Below are 19,639 nucleotides of genomic sequence, written 5' to 3' on the forward strand. Positions count from 1 at the left end.
GCTTATATATTAAATAATAAATTGGGATCGAACTATGAGCAAAGAAAATAAAAAGGGTGGAATAGAACCAAAAGTTTTTTTTCCGCCATTGATCATTGTTGGACTATTGTGTTGGTTAACCGTCCGTGACCTTGATGCTTCTAACGAAGTTATCAATCAAGTATTCAGCTATGTCACTAATGTATGGGGCTGGGCATTTGAGTGGTACATGGTGATAATGTTTGGTGGCTGGTTTTGGTTAATATTGGGTCCTTACGCCAAAAAGCGTTTGGGGGATGAAAAACCTGAATTTAGCCGCGCGAGCTGGATTTTTATGATGTTCGCCTCCTGTACCTCTGCTGCGGTACTATTTTGGGGTTCTATTGAAATCTATTATTACGTCTCTGCACCTCCTTTTGGTTTTGAAGCCTATTCAACAGAGGCCAAAAATATTGGGCTTGCATACAGTTTATTCCACTGGGGACCACTACCATGGGCAACCTATAGTTTCTTATCTGTTGCATTCGGTTATTTTTTCTTTGTTCGCAAAATGGATGTTATCCGCCCAAGTAGCACCCTTGTCCCATTAGTGGGTCAAAAACATGTAAATGGCTGGTTCGGTACCATCGTTGATAATTTTTACTTGGTCGCTTTGATATTAGCCATGGGGACCAGCTTAGGGTTAGCTACACCACTCGTTACTGAGTGTATTCAATACTTATTTGGTATTCCTCATACCTTACAACTTGATGCCATCATTATCTTCTGCTGGATCATCCTAAATGCAATCTGCGTGGCTTTTGGTTTGCAAAAAGGGGTGAAAATTGCCAGTGACGTCCGTAGTTACTTGAGTTTCTTGATGCTGGGATGGGTATTTATTGTTGGCGGCGCCAGCTTCATTGTGAACTATTTCACCGATTCTATCGGGGTTTTAATGATGTATATGCCACGCATGCTGTTTTATACAGATGCAGTGGGTAAAGGCGGTTTCCCACAAGGTTGGACCGTATTCTATTGGGCGTGGTGGGTAATCTATGCCATCCAAATGTGTATTTTCCTCGCCCGTATCTCTAAAGGCCGTACTGTCCGTGAGCTGTGTATCGGCATGGTAGCAGGCTTGACGGCAGGGACAACGTTAATTTGGACCATCCTAGGCAGTAATACATTACAACTCGTTGACCAAAATATTATTAACATTCCAAAGCTGATTGAAGAATTCGGCGTTGCACGCGCCATTATTGAAACATGGGCAGCCTTACCTTTGAGCACTGCAACAATTTGGGGCTTCTTCATCCTCTGCTTTATCGCCACCGTCACACTCATCAACGCTTGTTCATACACTCTCGCTATGTCGACTTGTCGCGCAGTGAAAGATGGCGATGAGCCACCGTTATTGGTGCGTATCGGTTGGTCTGTTTTAGTCGGTGTTATCGGTATCGTATTACTGGCTCTAGGCGGATTGAAACCGATTCAAACAGCGATAATTGCCGGAGGATGCCCACTTTTTTTCGTCAACATTATGGTAACGCTCTCCTTTATTAAAGATGCAAAAGTGCATTGGAAAAATGATTAATTTATTCAGAAACAACATTTAAGAGGTTATTAATATGGATTTTAGATTGAATGATGAGCAGGAGCTGTTTGTCGCAGGGATCCGTGAGCTGATGGCCAGTGAAAACTGGGAAAGCTATTTTGCACAATGCGACCGCGACAGTATGTATCCTGAACGTTTTGTTAAAGCCTTGGCGGACATGGAAATTGATAACCTGTTGATCCCAGAAGAGCATGGCGGTTTAAACGCTGGGTTTATTACAGTCGCTGCGGTATGGATGGAGCTGGGTCGCCTTGGCGCACCAACGTATGTGTTGTACCAATTACCGGGGGGGTTTAATACCGTACTCAGAGAAGGGACCCAAGAACAAATTGATAAAATTATGGCATTTCGCGGTACAGGTAAACAAATGTGGAACTCTGCGATTACGGAGCCCGGCGCGGGTTCTGATGTAGGGAGTTTACAAACAACTTACCAACGCCGTAATGGCAAAGTTTATCTCAATGGTAGCAAATGTTTTATCACCAGTAGTGCTTACACACCATACATTGTGGTGATGAGTCGTGATGCAGATTCTCCTGATAAACCTGTTTTCACCGAGTGGTTTTTAGATATGAGCAAACCCGGTATCAAGGTCAATAAACTTGAGAAACTGGGCCTACGTATGGATAGCTGCTGCGAAATTACCTTTGATAACGTTGAACTGGATGAAAAAGATATGTTTGGCCGTGAAGGTAACGGCTTTAACCGTGTGAAAGAAGAGTTTGACCATGAGCGTTTCTTAGTCGCATTGACTAACTATGGAACTGCAATGTGTGCATTTGAAGATGCAGCCCGTTACGCCAATCAACGTGTTCAGTTTGGTGAAGCAATTGGCCGTTATCAATTAATTCAAGAAAAATTTGCACATATGGCGATCAAGCTCAATTCAATGCGTAACATGTTATATGAAACTGCTTGGAAGAGTGACAACGGATTGATTACCTCAGGTGATGCAGCAATGTGTAAATACTTCTGTGCGAATGCGGCATTTGAAGTCGTAGACTCTGCGATGCAGGTACTGGGTGGTGTAGGTATTGCTGGTGAGCATCGAATCGCACGTTTCTGGCGTGACTTGCGTGTAGACCGTGTATCTGGTGGTTCAGATGAAATGCAAATACTGACATTAGGCCGCAGTGTACTGAAACAGTACCGCTAATAGCTGAATGTTTATTGGTTGGCTTTTTAAGAAGGCCAGCCAAATTTAACAGGAGATTAGAACATGGCAGAGCATTTACCAATGCCAGAATTTGGCCCATTAGCAGGGGTCAGAGTGGTGTTTTCAGGGATTGAAATAGCCGGTCCATTTGCAGGGCAAATGTTTGCAGAATGGGGCGCGGAAGTGATTTGGATAGAGAACGTAGCTTGGGCAGACACTATCCGTGTTCAACCCAATTACCCACAGCTATCAAGGCGTAATTTACGCGCATTATCATTGAATATTTTTAAGGATGAAGGGCGTGAGGCATTTCTAAAATTAATGGAAACAACGGATATATTCATTGAGGCGAGTAAAGGACCTGCATTTGCCCGTAGAGGGATCACCGATGAAGTACTTTGGCAACATAACCCAAAACTGGTTATCGCCCATTTATCAGGCTTTGGGCAATACGGTGACCCTCAATACACTAACCTAGCTGCCTACAATACTATTGCACAGGCTTTTAGTGGTTATCTTATCCAAAATGGTGATAAAGACCAGCCAATGCCAGCCTTTCCTTATACTGCTGATTATTTTTCAGGCATGACAGCTACAACAGCGGCTATAGCTGCATTGTATAAAGCCCGTGAAACGGGGAAAGGGGAAAGTATTGATATTGCCATGTATGAAGTCATGCTACGAATGGGGCAATACTTCATGATGGATTACTTCAATGGTGGTGAAATCTGCCCGCGGATGACCAAGGGGAAAGACCCCTATTACGCAGGTTGCGGCCTTTATAGTTGTAATGATGGCTATATTGTGATGGAAATCGTCGGTATCACACAAATCCAAGAAATATTTAAAGATATTGGCCTTGCTCATCTTCTTGGTACACCAGAAATACCGGAAGGCACACAGCTTATTCATCGTATTGAGTGCCCCTATGGGCCTTTAATGGAAGAAAAACTTGATGAATGGTTAGGTGCTCGCTCAATTGATGAGGTGCTAGCGAGATTAGCCGAACTCAACATTGCAAGCGCCAAAGTTTTAACCATTCCTGAATTAGAAACCAACCCACAATATCTGGCTCGTGAGTCGATCACCAGTTGGCAGACTATGGATGGAAAAACCTGTCGTGGCCCAAATGTGATGCCAAAATTCAAAAATAATCCAGGGCAAATTTGGCGTGGTATGCCATCACATGGCATGGATACGACAGAGATACTAAAAAATATTGGATATAGCGAAATTGATATTCGGGGGTTAGTCGACAAAGGATTAGCCAAAATAGTTGATTAATTGAATGGATAGTCAGGTCAATTAATCCAACTGGCCTGATATTCATTAGGGAAATGATGGGAAACAATTAATGGATGTAATCGGTAAACAAAATTTGCGCCAAATGTGGGATGACCTAGCGTTGACCCATCGGGATAATAAGGCGCTTATCTTTGAATCCTGCGATGGAAATATTCGTGAATTCAGTTATATAGAAATGAATCAGCAAATTAATCGCACAGCAAATCTCTTTTTAGATTATGGAATACAAAAAGGGGATAAGGTTGCTTTACATTTAGATAATTGCCCAGAGTTTTTCTTTTGCTGGTTTGGCTTGGCGAAAATTGGGGCGATTATGGTCCCAGTTAACGCACGCTATAAATACCATGAAGCCGCTTGGATTATGCAAAACTGCCAACCTCGTATGGTGGTCACTTGTGCGTCTTTTTTAGATATTTATCAACGTGTACTTGATGATAAAAGTACCAGCCTTGAGCACATTTTTTTAATTTCAGATATGTCGTTTAAACCGCAGGAAGGCATTTCAAACTTTTTGCTTGAACAAGCACAAAAACCGACAGAGTTAACCCAACTTATTGAGCTTAGTGTGGGTGATACTGCGGAAATCTTATTTACCTCAGGTACCACTTCCAAACCGAAAGGGGTGGTTATTACCCATTACAACTTACGCTTTGCGGGTTATTACTCTTCTTGGCAGAACACGTTACGTTCCGACGATATTTACCTTACGGTAATGCCAGTCTTTCATATCGATTGCCAATGTACAGCATCGATGGCGGCATTTTCAGTGGGTGCAACATTTGTCTTACTTGAGAGATACAGTGCGAGACGTTTCTGGCAGCAAGTTGTGAGGCACCAAGCCACTGTTGTTGAGCTGATCCCCATGATGATCCGTACGCTTTTAAGCCAGCCGCTGGCGGATAATGAAAAAGACCATTGCTTACGTGAAGCCATGTTTTACCTCAACTTGAGTGATGAGGAAAAAGAGCAGTTTATGGCTCGATTTGCTGTGAAAAGTTTTCTGACTTCTTATGGCATGACGGAAACTATTGTGGGGCTAATTGGGGATAGACCTGGTGATATCCGCCGTTGGCCATCCATTGGTCGTCCTGGTTTTTGCTATAAAGCGCAAATTAGGGATAAAACCAATCAACCTGTTGCCACTGGGGTGATTGGTGAGCTTTGTGTGAAGGGAGAACGAGGTAAAACTTTATTTAAAGAGTATTACAACAACCCTGAAGCCACAGAAAAAACATTTGATGAGCAAAATTGGATGCACACAGGCGACTATGCATACCAAGATGAAGATGGATTTTTCTATTTTGTGGACAGAAGCATCAATATGATCAAACGAGGCGGTGAGAACGTCTCATGTAGTGAAATTGAAAATATTATTGCTTCACATCCTTTGATTGTTGACGTGGCGGTGATTGGTGTTGCTGATGAGATCCGTGATGAAGCGATTAAAGCCTTTATTGTGTTAGAAGAGGGTGAAACATTAACTCAGGAAGAGTTTTTCGCTTTTTGTGAAAAGCAAATGGCGAAATTTAAAGTGCCATCATGGGTTGAGGTACGTAAGGATTTACCGCGTAACTGTTCTGGAAAAGTGCTGAAAAAACATCTGCAATAATCGAATAACTCTATTAATTACGCGAACGTTTTGGCTGCAACTTTCTGTAGGCAAAATGGCAGCGCATGATGACTAAAGGATTGCACTATGAGCGAATCATTAAAAATTACCCGTAATGGCTCCATTTTGGAAATCGTACTTGATAGACCTAAAGCAAATGCGATAGATGCAAAAACCAGTTTTAAAATGGGGGAAGTTTTCCTTAATTTCCGCGATGATCCTTCGCTGCGTGTCGCCATTATAACAGGAGCAGGAGAGCGATTTTTCTCTGCGGGTTGGGACTTAAAATCTGCGGCAGAAGGTGAAGCACCTGATGCCGACTTTGGTCCCGGTGGCTTCGCCGGACTCACTGAAATTTTCAATTTAAACAAACCAGTGATTGCTGCTGTTAATGGTTATGCGTTTGGTGGAGGCTTTGAACTAGCTTTAGCGGCAGATATGATCATTTGCTCTGAAAATGCCAGTTTTGCCTTACCAGAGGCCCAACTTGGTATTGTGCCTGATAGCGGCGGTGTCTTGCGTTTACCTAAAATCTTACCAGCACCGATCGTGAATGAAATGGTGATGACGGGAAGGCGTATGGATGCTCAGGAAGCATTACGCTGGGGGATCGCTAATGAAGTAGTACCAATGGAAAGTTTAATGGAAAAAGCACGTGAACTCGCAGAAAAAATCACTCAAAGTGCACCACTTGCGGTTGCGGCCTTGAAAGAAATTTTTCGCGCAACCGGAGAGCTTACTGTTGAAGAGGGTTATAAGCTTATGCGCAGCGGTGTGCTGACAAACTACCCCGCGGTTTTACACTCCGAAGATGCAACAGAAGGTCCGCTGGCGTTTGCCGAAAAACGTTCACCAAGTTGGAAAGGGCGCTAGTTCATTTAGCAAAGAGGTGAATTTTGAGTTTTTACGCTTTTGAAGGGGTGATCCCAGTTGTTCACCCTACCGCATATGTACATCCATCAGCGACGGTGATTGGTGATGTGATTATCGGTGAAGGGGTATTTGTTGGGCCTAACGCTTCTTTACGTGGAGACTATGGCCGTTTGATCATAGAAAAAGGCGCCAATATTCAGGATTGTTGCATTATGCATGGTTATAGCGATGTCGAAACCATTGTCCACGAGTGTGGGCATATAGGCCACGGAGCTATTTTGCATGGATGTATTATTGGTCGTGATGCATTAGTGGGAATGAACAGTGTGATTATGGATGGAGCCCTGGTTGGTGAACAAAGTATTGTTGCGGCGATGAGCTTTGTTAAAGCTGGGTTTCAAGGCGAAGCTCGCCAATTACTGGTTGGCAGCCCTGCACGTTTTGCTCGTCATATTCGTGAGGAAGAATTGCATTGGAAGCAGCTCAATACGAAAGAATATCAAGACTTAGCCATTCGATACCGACAAGGATTACATGAAACGTTACCCTTGATAGAAATAGAGTTGAATAGGCCAAGGCTCATGGGGACAACGGATGTCAAACCTAAAGGCCAGTAATTAATCTTTGAACGCCCAGTTAAAAGCTGGGCGTTTTCATTATCGACAGTGATTATTATGAAAAAATGAGGTTAGTTATTTTTTTGCTGTTCAGCTTTTTGAAACCACTCCATCGCCTTAACATAGTCTTGCTTGGAGCCAGAACTGTTGAAATACATGATCGCGAGTTGATTTTGAGCCTCAATATTGCCTTGTTCTGCTAATATTTTTGTTTGCTCAAAGTTATCATTATTTAACTCTGGGTTTGAATATGCATGGCTTGCCGTTATTAACAATAGCGCGATTAGAAATAATTTATTTTTCATATTAATTATAGGTGATAAATAGCGTCCATTTTCTGCTATGAAAGTTAAGTTTTCTTAGCAACCTTTTAACCTAAACCAATATTCAGTAAATATTTCTCCTCTTGGATAGGCAATACTATACAGGCTTATTTTTCCCATAGATGGCTATCATGCCATAAATAATATATTTTTAGAATTATAAAGCTAGCTTTGCATCTCATTTGTTGAGTTGTATAAGTTATTGAAAGTATATGAAGAAAATTAATTTGTTGATTTTCGGCTGATAATACAAAGCGGGAAAAATACGCTTTTATCCCGCTTTGTCGACAGCCTTAACGCAGACTTGAGCCCGTGTTTTTTTGATGTGATCATTATGTTAACGGCGTTGTGCCTTTGATAGCATCCATTGCCATTTTTGCTCTCGATTTAATTCACTCGGTGGCATAGATGCCGCTTTCACTGGAGAATCAATAGTGACTTTTTCAGATTGGTGGTTTCTAAGACGTGCATAAAGTTGATTATCAATTTTTGTAACCTTAATCAGCCTTTGGCACTGACAGCCACGACCCGATAATTTATTCGGGATCATTTTAACTTCACATTGAATTTCAGCTACGTCAGATAAAATATAAGAAACAATATTAACCGCATTAGGGTGAGGGATATCAAAATTATTAGATATTTCTCTGGCGGTGATCCAGCGCCCTTGTTTCATTACCCAGTTAGCAATGGATAAATACAAAGGTTCATTAATATATTGTCCACACATAAGCGCTCCCAAATATATTTATTAAAATTGGCTAAATAAAGAGAAACTATATGCAAATTGTAGTTGGAATGCGTTTATTTGTTTCCTGGTTTTTAAATTAAGAAAACAAAATAATTAAATATTAAAGCCTGGTTAAAATTGTTAAAATCATATAGTCGTTATTATTCAGTGTTACGCTTTGAAATATAATAGGAAAAGCTTTATTGCATAATGCAATGAAAAACCAATATAAGTCAGAGCTTAAGTTACACTGTCATACAGTGACATAGTTCATATTAATGGATTTAAAAATAATTTGCATGTTTTTATTTTCAAAATTTACATTCAAGATAAATATTTTGTATATATTCTGTTTTAGAGTGAATAGAATAAATATCATTGTATATAAGTTTATTATGTTTGGTTTTTTTATTTATTATTATGATATAAAAATATAGTTAAGATGTAAAAGCAGGGTTTAAAAGTGTTTTTTTTAAAAGTTGCATTGGAAATGAAATAATAGAGTTAAAGTTAACACTCTATTACTGTGTATATAAAAAGAAAATGAGAGTGATTAACTTTGTTATTTAAAAAGGCATTACATTATCATGGTAATGCCTTTTTTCGTTAACCTATTACTTGGCTAAGTAGGTATTAATTGACTTAATAATACCCGTTGCATCTAACCCGAGCTCAGCGATAAGTTCCTCTTGGCTACCTTGAGAAATAAAATAGTCTGGTAAACCAAGGTTTAAAACAGGAATGATTCTTTTTTCCTGCATTAGGAACTCATTCACACCACTACCCGCACCACCCTTAATTGCATTTTCTTCGAGTGTAACGAGCACATCATGGCTGCTTGCCATCTCAAGGATTAAGGCTTCATCTAATGGTTTAACAAAGCGCATATCAACCACAGTCGCATTTAATTGCTCAGCGGCTTCTAATGCATGACTAAGTAACGTACCAAAACACAAAATAGCAACTTTTTCCCCTTGGCGACGGATAACTCCTTTACCAATTTCTAGTGGAGCTAAAGGCTGTAGCTGTGCACCTGTCCCCGTACCTCGCGGGTAACGAATAGCACTTGGACCATCTTGGTAATGGTAGCCAGTATGTAGCATTTGGCGGCATTCGTTTTCATCACTTGGTGCCATGATCACCATAGTAGGGATACAGCGTAGGAATGAAATATCAAATGAACCTTGATGGGTTTGGCCATCAGCGCCAACAATGCCGGCTCGGTCAATAGCAAACATCACCGGTACTTTTTGGATAGCCACGTCATGGATGACTTGGTCATAACCCCGTTGTAAGAAGGTCGAATAGATAGCGACGATGGGTTTATAGCCCCCAATAGCAAGACCAGCTGCAAAGGTGACAGCATGTTGCTCTGCGATCGCGACATCGAAGTATTGATCAGGGAATTCTTTAGAAAACCGAACCATACCAGAGCCTTCGCGCATAGCTGGCGTAATTGCCATTAGCTTGTCATCATCTTTGGCTTCTTCGCACAGCCAATCCCCAAAGATTTTAGAGAATGTCGGTCCCGTCTCTTTGCTTTTGGGTAAAGTGAATGTGCTTGGGTCAAATTTTGGTACTGCGTGCCAACTGATCGGGTCCTTTTCGGCAGGTTCATAACCACGACCTTTTTTAGTCATGATATGTAAAAACTGTGGGCCTTTTAAATCACGCATGTTTTTTAAGGTTTGAACTAAGGCGACGACGTCATGTCCATCAACAGGGCCAATATAGTTAAAGCCTAATTCTTCAAACATGGTACCGGGAACAACCATACCTTTGATATGTTCTTCGGTCTTTTTCAGCAATTCTTTGATTGGCGGTAAGTTAGAGAAAACTTTTTTCCCACCTTCACGTAATGTGGTGTATAGCTTGCCAGAAAGCAGGTGAGCCAAATGGTTATTTAACGCGCCAACATTTTCGGAGATAGACATTTCATTATCATTTAAGATAACAAGCATATCGGGTGCGGCGTCCCCTGCGTGGTTCATGGCTTCGAATGCCATCCCTGCGGTGATAGCTCCATCACCAATCACACAGACGGTTTTACGGTTTTGCTTTTCTTTTTCTGCCGCAATAGCCATTCCTAAACCCGCACTAATCGATGTGGATGAATGGCCAACACTTAAAATGTCATATTCACTTTCTTCACGCCATGGAAAAGGGTGTAAACCATTTTTTTGACGAATAGTATCAATACGGTCACGACGACCCGTTAAAATTTTATGTGGGTAGGCTTGGTGACCGACATCCCAAACAAGGTTATCAAACGGGGTTTTGTAGACGTAATGTAATGCGACGGTAAGCTCAACTGCACCGAGACCAGAAGCAAAGTGACCACTAGAACGGCCAACGCTACTCAGCAAAAACTGTCTGAGTTCATCACACAGCTTAGGCAAACTTTCTTTGGGCAACAGACGAAGCTCATCTGGTGTCTCTGCCAATGCTAGCGTTGGATATTTAGCGATATCAATACTCATTAGGTACTCACTTATAATTAATAAAAAACCCACATATTGAATACTCGGTACTGAAACAGTTATCTAAGTATTGCGGTGCGTAAATTTATCTACGCATATTGTGGGTGATCCTCATTGATTGCCTTTCTATAACTCGCTTAGTGTAAGCAATAGTCTGTCTGTTTTTTGAGTTATAGAATGTTCTGAAGATTCATCAAGGTAATAAATGCCGTAATTATCGACCTTCTTGTTGCCAAAAGGCAAAGCATATTGTCAGTTTTTACGCTCAATAATGAAATTAGCTAAAGCGCTTAGCATTTCTATATTATACCCATATGACTGGATCGTCTCTAAAGCGCTTATTGCATCATGATATAGCTCACGTGCTTTTTGTTGAGCCGCTTCAAGGCCGAGTAAAGATGGGTAAGTGCTTTTTTCGTGCTCAGCATCAGTCCCTTGGCGCTTACCTGTTACCGTGCTGTCCCCGATAACATCTAGGATATCGTCTTGAACTTGAAAGGCAAGCCCGATGGACTGTGCGTATTTATCTAAAACAGGTAGTAATTGATGCCCTTTTTCGCCAGCGGCATAAGCACCAAGGCGAATAGCTGCACGAATGAGTGCACCAGTTTTATGCAGATGAATACGTTCTAAGGATTCAAGGTCGACGTATTTCCCTTCGGCGTCTAAATCCAGAGCCTGCCCACCACACATCCCAGCAAGGCCACTTGCATAGGATAGCTCGGCTATCATTGCGATACGGTCTTTATCAGCGACATCTGGCATTGGGGCACAAGCAAGTAATTGAAAGGCCAGCGTTTGTAATGCATCTCCCGCCAAGACAGCATTACCCTCACCATATTTTATATGGCAGGTTGGTTGACCTCTGCGTAAATCATCGTCATCCATAGCGGGCAGGTCGTCATGAATTAATGAATAGGCATGGATGCACTCGACAGCGGCAGCTGGTGCATCAAGGTTTTCTTGGTTCACACCAAGCATAGAGCCTACCGCATAAGTTAAAAATGGGCGTAAACGTTTCCCGCCTAATAACGTGCCATATCGCATTGCTCGTGCAAGAGGAAGGTTTGCAAAAGGCATCGCATTTAGGGCATCTAAAAGGTATTGATTGACTCTGTCATAGGTTTGTTTTTGTTGCAGCGTGAAGCTATCTAAATGTTGTTCAGACATAATTTATTCAGTATCAGGTGAAAAATCGGCAAGAGGTTTATTTTCGTCATCACTGAGCAATATTTGTACACGCTGCTCAGCTTGTTGCAGTACTTTTTGACCTTGTTTGGCAATTTGAACGCCACGTTCAAACTCATTCAGAGCGTCTTCTAGAGGGAGGTCACCGGATTCAAGACGAGCGACGATTTGCTCTAGCTCTTGAAGCGAGTTTTCAAAACTAACAGGTGCAACTTGCTGAGATTTTTCTTTAGCCATATTCTTTAGCCACTAATGTTAAATTAGTTAATTCGGGGAATGTTAAATATTTAGCAGACTAACGTAGTCTTGCCATGGTTACAATTTATTATTGGTGTTTTTAGATTCAGTCCGCAAGATAGTGTTATAATACGCCTCTTTATTGACAATTGGTAACCTATACGTGTGTCCTTGTTAAGACACGTTCGTTTGCCCCACAACCATGAACATGCAGCTATTATGAAGTTTATCATTAAGTTATTCCCAGAAATTACCATCAAAAGCCAAACTGTTAGGCTACGTTTCATTAAAATTCTGACTAGCAATATCCGTAACGTGCTAAAACCTCTTGGCGAAGAAATTTCGGTTGTCCGTAATTGGGATAATATTGAAGTGCGTGTGAAAGGGGAAACGAAGCACGACGAAATTTGTGACATGTTAGGTCGTATTCCCGGTATCCACCATATCCTTGAAGTGGAAGAAAAACCGTTTACTAGCCTGCACCATATTTATGAAATGACCCATGAATCTTATGGTGCGTCTCTCGAAAACAAAACTTTTTGTGTTCGGGTGAAACGCCGCGGTAAGCACGAATTTTCATCGATTGAAGCTGAGCGTTACATTGGTGGTGGTTTAAACCAACATATTCCTTCGGCTAAAGTTAAGCTCAAAGACCCAGATACAACCGTACATTTGGAAATTGAAGATGACAAACTGATTTTAGTTAAATCACGTATTGAAGGTATTGGCGGGTTTCCTATAGGGACGCAAGAAGATGTTTTATCGCTAATTTCCGGTGGGTTTGACTCTGGTGTTTCTAGCTATATGTTGATGCGCCGTGGTTGCCGTGTTCATTACTGCTTTTTTAATTTAGGTGGTGCGGCACATGAAATTGGCGTGAAGCAAATTGCACATTATCTATGGAACCGTTTTGGTAGCTCCCATAAAGTGCGCTTTATTGCTGTAAACTTTGAGCCAGTTGTGGCTGAAATTTTAGAGAAAGTCGATGATGGCCAAATGGGCGTTGTACTTAAACGTATGATGGTGAGAGCTGCGTCTAAAGTTGCGGAGCGTTATGGTGTGCAGGCAATTGTTACGGGTGAAGCGCTTGGTCAAGTGTCTAGCCAAACTTTAACTAACTTGCGTCTTATTGATAATGCTTCTGATACTTTGGTGCTAAGGCCACTGATTTCTCATGACAAAGAACACATAATCAAATTAGCTCGGCAAATTGGGACTGAAGATTTTGCGAAAACCATGCCGGAATATTGTGGTGTGATTTCAAAAAGCCCAACAGTGAAAGCTGTTAAAGCACGAATTGAAGCAGAAGAGGCCAATTTTGATTTTGCTATTTTAGAGTCTGTTGTGGAGCAAGCGCAAAATATCGATATTCGACAAATTGCACAAGAAAGCCTTGAAAAAGTCCCTGAAATTGAAATGGTGAGTGAACTTTCAATTGAAAATGAAGTGATTTTAGATATTCGTTCAATTGATGAATTTGAAGACAAGCCACTGAATGTAGATGGAATGGAAGTTAAGCACATTCCATTCTATAAATTGAGTACGCAATTTGGTGACTTACCAAAAGATAAAACCTATTTATTATATTGTGACCGTGGGGTAATGAGCCGCTTGCAAGCACTATACCTAAAAGAGCAAGGTTATGAAAATATAAAGGTTTATCGCCCATAACTTAAAACAGGGTGCTTGTATCACCAACGCACAATTAGAGAGAAATGTGGGGGAAATTCCCCCACAAGACTAGTTATCGCAAGATAACGTCGCTTGAACCAGCGTGCTTCCGCTGCTGATACTGAAAGAGCATAGCCTTTCTTGCATTAACAATGAAAAACACAATACCGTAAGACACACGGTAACTAGCCCCAGAAGGGCAATTTTGGCCATTCCTCTTGACTCCTTTTCTAAAAGGAGACAGAATCAAATTGTGAGTTTGGAAACTGCCTCGGATTAAGATTAACATCTAAATTCGGGGCTTTCGTCTTTTTGGCTTTGGCAAATGCTTGAACCAAAATGATCCAAGCACCCACTATGATAATAGCAAAAAAGGGCTATAAACGAAGTCTTTTTACTGATGATTTTATTTGATAATCATTATTATTCAGTGGGTTAATGTTAGCTGATAACCTATTATGCGATGTTATAAATTTCCATTTAATCTTCTAAATAATCGTTGATCCCATTCGGCAAAACTAGCTGGCTGGCAACATTCCCTGCAATTTCACGACCAACTAAGAGTTCGATTAATTTTAAGGCGAAATCAAAAGATGTTGCGGGACCTTGGCTCGTTAGCAAATTAACTCGCTCATCAAAATAAACTCGGCGGTCAACCCATTTATTGGCTGAAATTTTATCTTTCATGGCAGGATAACCCGTCATATTGCCAAGTGGGAATAGTTGATGGTACTCCAATACAATGGCTGGCGCTGCACAAATAGCTGCGACAATTTTGCCATCAAGATGCATGCGGCGAACCTTTTCGACAACCAGAGGGCTATCACGGAAAGTCTCAGCGCCAGCAAGCCCTCCTGGAAGTACGATTGCGTCAAAAGGTTCATCTGCGACTTTAATTAATGGTGTGTCTGCGACAATTTTCATTCCTCTAGAAGCAGTAACCTGTAAGGAGCTATCCTCAGTTACACTGGCTAAAGTAACATTAATACCGGCTCTGACTAATAAATCTGCGCTAGTCACGGTTTCTATTTCTTCACTACCATGAGCGATGCAAATTAGAACGGAAATCGTCATATTGTTGTTCTCTATTTTTGACTAAATGATAAAGGCGGTCATTTTCAGGAGTATTAAGCCCATGAGCTCGCGCTTGTTTGATTAAAAAACCCGTAATGTAATCAATTTCGGTACGGCGGTTATTGCGCACATCTTGCAGCATAGAAGAATAGTTAGCCGAAGTATTATAAATAATGCTGTATATATACTCGGTTAGCTCTGATTTATCGGTATGTAGCCCTTCTGCTTCCATAACAGCGCAGATTTCATCTATGATTTGTGAAATTTGTTTCGGGTAATCAATTAGCTGCCCATTTTTACAGTCATATTCAACCGTAAGCGGGTTAATCACGCAGTTTGCGATAAGTTTGCGCCAACAGGTTGTTTGAATATGGTTATGCCAAGCGACGTCTGGTAAAGCTTCATGTAAAATATCTGCAATTGGGTAGTAAGCTTGTGCTTGTGAATTAATTGCACCGATATGCGTAATACCATGAGCGACATGGAATACTTGGTTATTTTTTTGCCAAGCAGCGTGTGTTGTGACACCCGCTAAAATTGGGTGGCGTATAGGGGCGAGTTCTTCGATTGTTCCCATTCCATTGTGGAGCAATAAAATTGGCGTATTCTCAGGGATATTACCGAGTAAGGGGAGTAGGGCATCGGAAACTTGCCATGCTTTTAAACACACGATAACAAGCTCACTTGTTTGCAGATGGTTAATATTATTGCAAGGAATAAGTTCTCGGAAAGTACGCCCACTGGGGTCATTAACATCGACAAATAAATCAGACTGAGCAACACGTAACCAACCTTGTGTTTCGTGCCCTTGCAAGGTTAGTGAGGAAAGCCACAATTTACCTATTGCACCACAACCAATTAGGGTTATTTTCATTGTTTCCCCTTTCATATCGGATCTCTAACGTCTTATAAGGTAAGGCGGAAGTGATTTTTTCTTAGTATATACTGTTAATACGTTGAGTTGTAGTAAACGAAATCTAGTGGTCCTTGATAACTTGAAGTAGGGGGAGCAAAGACGGTATTATGCGGGCAACCTAAAAAATAATTAGTCGAGGTTTTAGTTATGCCATCGTTTGATATTGTATCTGAAGTTGAAATGAATGAAGTGCGCAACGCAGTGGAAAATGCACAGCGTGAGCTAACAAGCCGTTGGGATTTCAAAAATGTTGAAGCCAGCTTTGAACTAAATGACAAAAATGAGTCAGTGAAAATCACCAGTGAGTCTGATTTCCAAGTACTTCAGTTAGTCGATATTTTAAGAGAAAAAATGGCAAAACGCGGTATTGATGGTGCGGTATTAAATGTACCAGATGATATTGTACATAGCGGGAAAACCTATAGTGTTGAAGTGACATTCAAACAAGGGATAGACGCTGCTATTGCTAAGAAGATAATAAAATTGGTCAAAGACAGCAAGCTAAAAGTACAAGCGCAAATTCAAGGCGACCAAGTTCGTGTGACAGGTAAAGCTCGCGATGACTTACAATCGGTTATGGCGCTCGTGCGTGGTGGTAATTTAGGTCAACCTTTCCAGTTTAATAATTTTCGCGATTAATCATTGTGAAACTTACATGTTAAATAGTTAGCCCATTTATTATGGGCTAACTATTTATTGCTTATTGTGAGTTGATAATCGCTTCGAGTTGTTCCCTGTTAATAATCTTTCTATCAACTTTAACGTAAGCACTTAACTCTTCATCTACAACGAGCGCTTCCATGACTCCATTTTGTGCCTGTAATTTTTGCTCAAGAGCGCGACTATCTTCAATGTGTTTTGGTAATTCGATGCGAATACTGCTGACATAAGGCGGTTGTTGCATTGTTAAGCTAATAACAAACCAGATAACCGTTAAAATTAAGCCACCAATAAAGACAGTGCTTGCCCCTTCAAAATTGTATAACCACCCACCGACAATACCACCGATAGCGACACCTAAAAATTGGCTAGTGGAGTAAACACCCATTGCGGTTCCTTTGTAACCAGCGGGAGCTTCCTTACTAATCAGTGATGGTAAAATGGCTTCCATAATATTAAAGGCAATAAAAAACAGTTGGATACCTAAGAAAATAACCCATAAGTGATTACCTGAAAGCCATAATGTCACTTCAGCAGCAGCGAGCAGTACGATGCAAAATAGAAAGACTTGCTTCATCTTGCGGTATTTTTCAGCATAAATAATGAAAGGCAGTACTGTTACAAAGGCAATTAGCATGGTAACTAGGTAGGCTTTCCAATGATCGGGGGCTAAAAAACCAGCTTTTGTCATAATGAGTGGCAAGGCAACAAAACTCGACATTAACAAGGTATGTAAACATAAAATACCTATATTCAATTTCAGTAATTGTGGCTGAGCAAGAACGGTTTTTAAGTTACCTTGAACAAAGGCTGACTCACGGTTTAAAACATGGGTATTGGTGTCTGGAACAACAAAAATAGTGAGTGCGATAGCGCCGACAGCGAGAAGTGCGATCCCCCAGAATAGGCCATTTAACCCAATCATATGGGTAATAATAGGGCCCAAAACTAATGCGATGGCAAATGTTAAGCCAAAGCTAATGCCTAGAAATGCCATAGCCTTGGTTCGATTTTGTTCGCGGGTTAAGTCAGAAAGTAATGCCATTACAGCCGCAGAAATCGCCCCAGCTCCCTGAAGGGCCCGACCGATGATAATTCCCCAAATAGAATCACTTAATGCAGCAATAATGCTACCGAGAATAAAGATCACTAACCCAATAATAATGAGTGGCTTACGGCCTATTTTGTCTGACATTAAGCCAAAAGGAACTTGGAAAATGGCTTGGCTAAGGCCGTAAATACCGATAGCAACACCAACTAAAAATTCGCTAGCGCCCTGTAAATGCATCCCATAGCTGGTCAAAATGGGTAAAACCATAAACATTCCAAGCATGCGCAAGGAAAAAACAGAACCTAACCCCCAAGTGGATCTAAGCTCTGTGGATGTCATTTTATTATCATTCATTTTTATTCTTCATATTTCGTGCTGTAGCGGTGTTGGCTTCTCTCGGCTCCTTAGGTCACATACTGATGTATGCTCCCTAAGATATCCTCGTTTGCCGCCTTGCTACAACACGAACTATTTTGAATAAAAAAGTGATGTTGTAGCAAAATAATTTAAACCAAACTATCAGTATGTTAGCTGTAGCGGTGTTGGCTTCTCTCGGCTCCTTAGGTCACATACTGATGTATGCTCCCTAAGATATCCTCGTTTGCCGCCTTGCTACAACACGAACTATTTTGAATAAAAAAGTGATGTTGTAGCAAAATAATTTAAACCAAACTATCAGTATGTTAGCTGTAGCGGTGTTGGCTTTTCTCGGCTCCTTAGGTCACATACTGATGTATGCTCCCTAAGATATCCTCGTTTGCCGCCTTGTTACAACACGAACTATTTTGAATAAAAAAGTGATGTTGTAGCAAAATAATTTAAACCAAACTATCAGTATGTTAGCTGTAGCGGTGTTGGCTTCTCTCGGCTCCTTAGGTCACATACTGATGTATGCTCCCTAAGATACCCTCGTTTGCCGCCTTGCAATAATATTCTTCATATTTCGAGTTGTAGCGGTGCTGGCATCTCTTAGCTACCTAGGTCACATATTGATGTACGTTCTCAAGGATATCTTCGTTTGTCGCTTTTCTATAATTCAATCTATTTTGAATCTTTATAAGTAGAACTGATATTTTTAATGTATAAAATCAATGGATTATAGCTTTTAATAGTGCGTTTTATATCTAGCTTATAATAGCAAGGGGCTATTTAACCATAAAATTGCGTCATAAGGGTAGGCAGAATAAGTAAAAATGGGTCATTAACGCAAGGAATGGTAAATGAAAACGGCGGGGGAAACCCCGCCGTTTAGGCATAGTTATCATCAGTAACTAGAAAAGTTATCTGACGAGAGCTATAACAGTATCGCTTGAAACAATAGGATCAACAGACATCATCACGCTCAATGAGGTTATAGCTACGATTGAGAAGATGAATAATTTTCTAGCCCAAACACGGTCGTCATTTTCGGTTTTAAAACCGGAAATAGCCATACCGAGCCACCACAGGCTAACTGCTGCACCTACGATTAAATACTTATAGCCCGCATATCCACTGATAGCTAACATTAGTGTTGCGACCATGAATGCTAGGATATATAGGAAAATATGTGTCTTAGCGACAGATATTCCCTTGATAACCGGTAACACAGGAATGTTTGCGGCTTTATAATCCTTGAAGCGGAAAATAGCAATGGCATAAGAGTGAGGCATCTGCCACAAGCTGAAAATTAATAGCAGGATCAATGCACCTGTATCAAATTCATTTGTGACAGCGCAGTAGCCGATAACTGGTGGTGCTGCACCAGATAGACTACCAATCAACGTGCCATAAACTGATTTACGTTTCATATAGAGGCTATAAACGCCTACATAAACAATGAAACCGATAACTGCAAGTAGCATTGCCAAAGCATTGGCTGCTACAAGTAGTAGCAGCATACCCGCAATACCTAATACAGTTGCGTAAATCAGGCTAACTTTCGGGTCAATCAGCCCTTTAACTAACGGGCGATTCTTTGTTCTTTCCATGATACGGTCGATATCACGGTCGATGTAGTTGTTAAAAACACAACCAGAAGCCACGACCAGTGATACACCCAGCAAAGTCGCAACGAACAGCGGGTAATCTATCGAGCCTTTAGAGGCTAATAAAAAACCGCCGATCACAGAAATCAAGTTTCCGAATATAATTCCTGGTTTGGTCACTTGCAGGTATTGCTTAAACATATCGGCAA

18 protein-coding genes are annotated in these 19,639 nt (G+C 41.0%); 8 read left to right on the forward strand and 10 right to left on the reverse strand.

The features are described from left to right. Nucleotides 1-34: 34 nt before the first annotated feature. The 6 genes from caiT to caiE all read left to right on the forward strand — a co-directional run bounded on the left by caiT (nt 35) and on the right by caiE (nt 7,133). A complete protein-coding gene (caiT, locus tag ABE954_RS03845) occupies nt 35-1,552 on the forward strand; it encodes an L-carnitine/gamma-butyrobetaine antiporter (RefSeq protein ID WP_071547710.1) in 1,518 nt (505 codons plus the stop codon). A gap of 34 nt (nt 1,553-1,586) precedes the next feature. After that, complete coding sequence (gene caiA / locus ABE954_RS03850; RefSeq protein ID WP_042846935.1) at nt 1,587-2,729, forward strand: crotonobetainyl-CoA dehydrogenase; 1,143 nt, start codon at nt 1,587-1,589, stop codon at nt 2,727-2,729. 63 nt (nt 2,730-2,792) lie between these two features. Continuing rightward, nucleotides 2,793-4,013 (forward strand): L-carnitine CoA-transferase, encoded by a 1,221-nt coding sequence (gene caiB / locus ABE954_RS03855; RefSeq protein ID WP_371025731.1) that lies wholly within the window; start codon nt 2,793-2,795, stop codon nt 4,011-4,013. A 70-nt stretch (nt 4,014-4,083) separates the two neighbouring features. After that, a complete protein-coding gene (gene caiC, locus ABE954_RS03860; protein ID WP_042847027.1) occupies nt 4,084-5,643 on the forward strand; it encodes a crotonobetaine/carnitine-CoA ligase in 1,560 nt (519 codons plus the stop codon). Nucleotides 5,644-5,730: 87 nt separating this feature from the next. Then, on the forward strand, nt 5,731-6,516 hold the full coding sequence (gene caiD, locus ABE954_RS03865) for a crotonobetainyl-CoA hydratase (RefSeq protein ID WP_129466860.1): 786 nt from the start codon (nt 5,731-5,733) through the stop codon (nt 6,514-6,516). Between the two features lie 23 nt (nt 6,517-6,539). Beyond that, the gene (gene caiE / locus ABE954_RS03870) at nt 6,540-7,133 is read left to right on the forward strand and encodes a carnitine operon protein CaiE (protein WP_264403488.1); all 594 of its coding nucleotides are present in this window, start codon (nt 6,540-6,542) and stop codon (nt 7,131-7,133) included. Nucleotides 7,134-7,204: 71 nt separating this feature from the next. Here the strand turns inward: caiE and ABE954_RS03875 are convergent, their stop codons facing one another. From ABE954_RS03875 to xseB, 5 genes are all read right to left on the reverse strand, one after another. Next, nucleotides 7,205-7,438 carry an SEL1-like repeat protein gene (locus ABE954_RS03875; RefSeq protein ID WP_187550662.1) on the reverse strand — a complete coding sequence of 78 codons (234 nt, stop codon included), beginning with the start codon at nt 7,436-7,438 and terminating at the stop codon, nt 7,205-7,207. Nucleotides 7,439-7,793: 355 nt separating this feature from the next. Continuing rightward, on the reverse strand, nt 7,794-8,186 hold the full coding sequence (caiF, locus tag ABE954_RS03880; protein ID WP_042846931.1) for a carnitine metabolism transcriptional regulator CaiF: 393 nt from the start codon (nt 8,184-8,186) through the stop codon (nt 7,794-7,796). Between the two features lie 614 nt (nt 8,187-8,800). Further along, on the reverse strand, nt 8,801-10,666 hold the full coding sequence (gene dxs, locus ABE954_RS03885; protein ID WP_129466857.1) for a 1-deoxy-D-xylulose-5-phosphate synthase: 1,866 nt from the start codon (nt 10,664-10,666) through the stop codon (nt 8,801-8,803). Between the two features lie 252 nt (nt 10,667-10,918). Then, nucleotides 10,919-11,836 carry a (2E,6E)-farnesyl diphosphate synthase gene (ispA, locus tag ABE954_RS03890; RefSeq protein ID WP_187550661.1) on the reverse strand — a complete coding sequence of 306 codons (918 nt, stop codon included), beginning with the start codon at nt 11,834-11,836 and terminating at the stop codon, nt 10,919-10,921. 3 nt (nt 11,837-11,839) lie between these two features. Beyond that, nucleotides 11,840-12,091: an exodeoxyribonuclease VII small subunit gene (xseB, locus tag ABE954_RS03895; protein WP_042846928.1), complete on the reverse strand. Its 252-nt coding sequence runs from the start codon at nt 12,089-12,091 to the stop codon at nt 11,840-11,842. A gap of 219 nt (nt 12,092-12,310) precedes the next feature. On the opposite strand from xseB, the gene thiI reads away from it, so the two are divergent. Continuing rightward, on the forward strand, nt 12,311-13,762 hold the full coding sequence (gene thiI / locus ABE954_RS03900) for a tRNA uracil 4-sulfurtransferase ThiI (protein ID WP_042846927.1): 1,452 nt from the start codon (nt 12,311-12,313) through the stop codon (nt 13,760-13,762). Nucleotides 13,763-13,831: 69 nt separating this feature from the next. On the opposite strand, the gene ABE954_RS03905 is transcribed toward thiI, so the two are convergent. The 3 genes from ABE954_RS03905 to panE form a co-directional block, all read right to left on the reverse strand. Beyond that, nucleotides 13,832-13,975 carry a Hok/Gef family protein gene (locus ABE954_RS03905; protein WP_004914564.1) on the reverse strand — a complete coding sequence of 48 codons (144 nt, stop codon included), beginning with the start codon at nt 13,973-13,975 and terminating at the stop codon, nt 13,832-13,834. A gap of 267 nt (nt 13,976-14,242) precedes the next feature. Further along, the gene (yajL, locus tag ABE954_RS03910) at nt 14,243-14,836 is read right to left on the reverse strand and encodes a protein deglycase YajL (RefSeq protein WP_042846926.1); all 594 of its coding nucleotides are present in this window, start codon (nt 14,834-14,836) and stop codon (nt 14,243-14,245) included. After that, entirely contained in the window at nt 14,799-15,710 is a 912-nt protein-coding gene (panE, locus tag ABE954_RS03915) for a 2-dehydropantoate 2-reductase (protein ID WP_206227204.1), read from the reverse strand. Before panE ends, yajL begins: the two co-directional genes overlap by 38 nt. A gap of 189 nt (nt 15,711-15,899) precedes the next feature. On the opposite strand from panE, the gene ABE954_RS03920 reads away from it, so the two are divergent. Beyond that, nucleotides 15,900-16,391 (forward strand): YajQ family cyclic di-GMP-binding protein, encoded by a 492-nt coding sequence (locus ABE954_RS03920; RefSeq protein ID WP_166696901.1) that lies wholly within the window; start codon nt 15,900-15,902, stop codon nt 16,389-16,391. Between the two features lie 61 nt (nt 16,392-16,452). On the opposite strand, the gene ABE954_RS03925 is transcribed toward ABE954_RS03920, so the two are convergent. Together ABE954_RS03925 and cyoE are read right to left on the reverse strand one after the other, a co-directional pair. Then, nucleotides 16,453-17,817 carry an MFS transporter gene (locus tag ABE954_RS03925; RefSeq protein WP_042846923.1) on the reverse strand — a complete coding sequence of 455 codons (1,365 nt, stop codon included), beginning with the start codon at nt 17,815-17,817 and terminating at the stop codon, nt 16,453-16,455. A gap of 926 nt (nt 17,818-18,743) precedes the next feature. Next, on the reverse strand, nt 18,744-19,631 hold the full coding sequence (gene cyoE, locus ABE954_RS03930; RefSeq protein WP_042846922.1) for a heme o synthase: 888 nt from the start codon (nt 19,629-19,631) through the stop codon (nt 18,744-18,746). Nucleotides 19,632-19,639 lie beyond the last annotated feature (8 nt).

Origin of the sequence: Providencia sp. TYF-12, assembly GCF_041344805.1 — a bacterium.
GTDB classification, from domain to species: Bacteria; Pseudomonadota; Gammaproteobacteria; order Enterobacterales; family Enterobacteriaceae; genus Providencia; species Providencia huashanensis.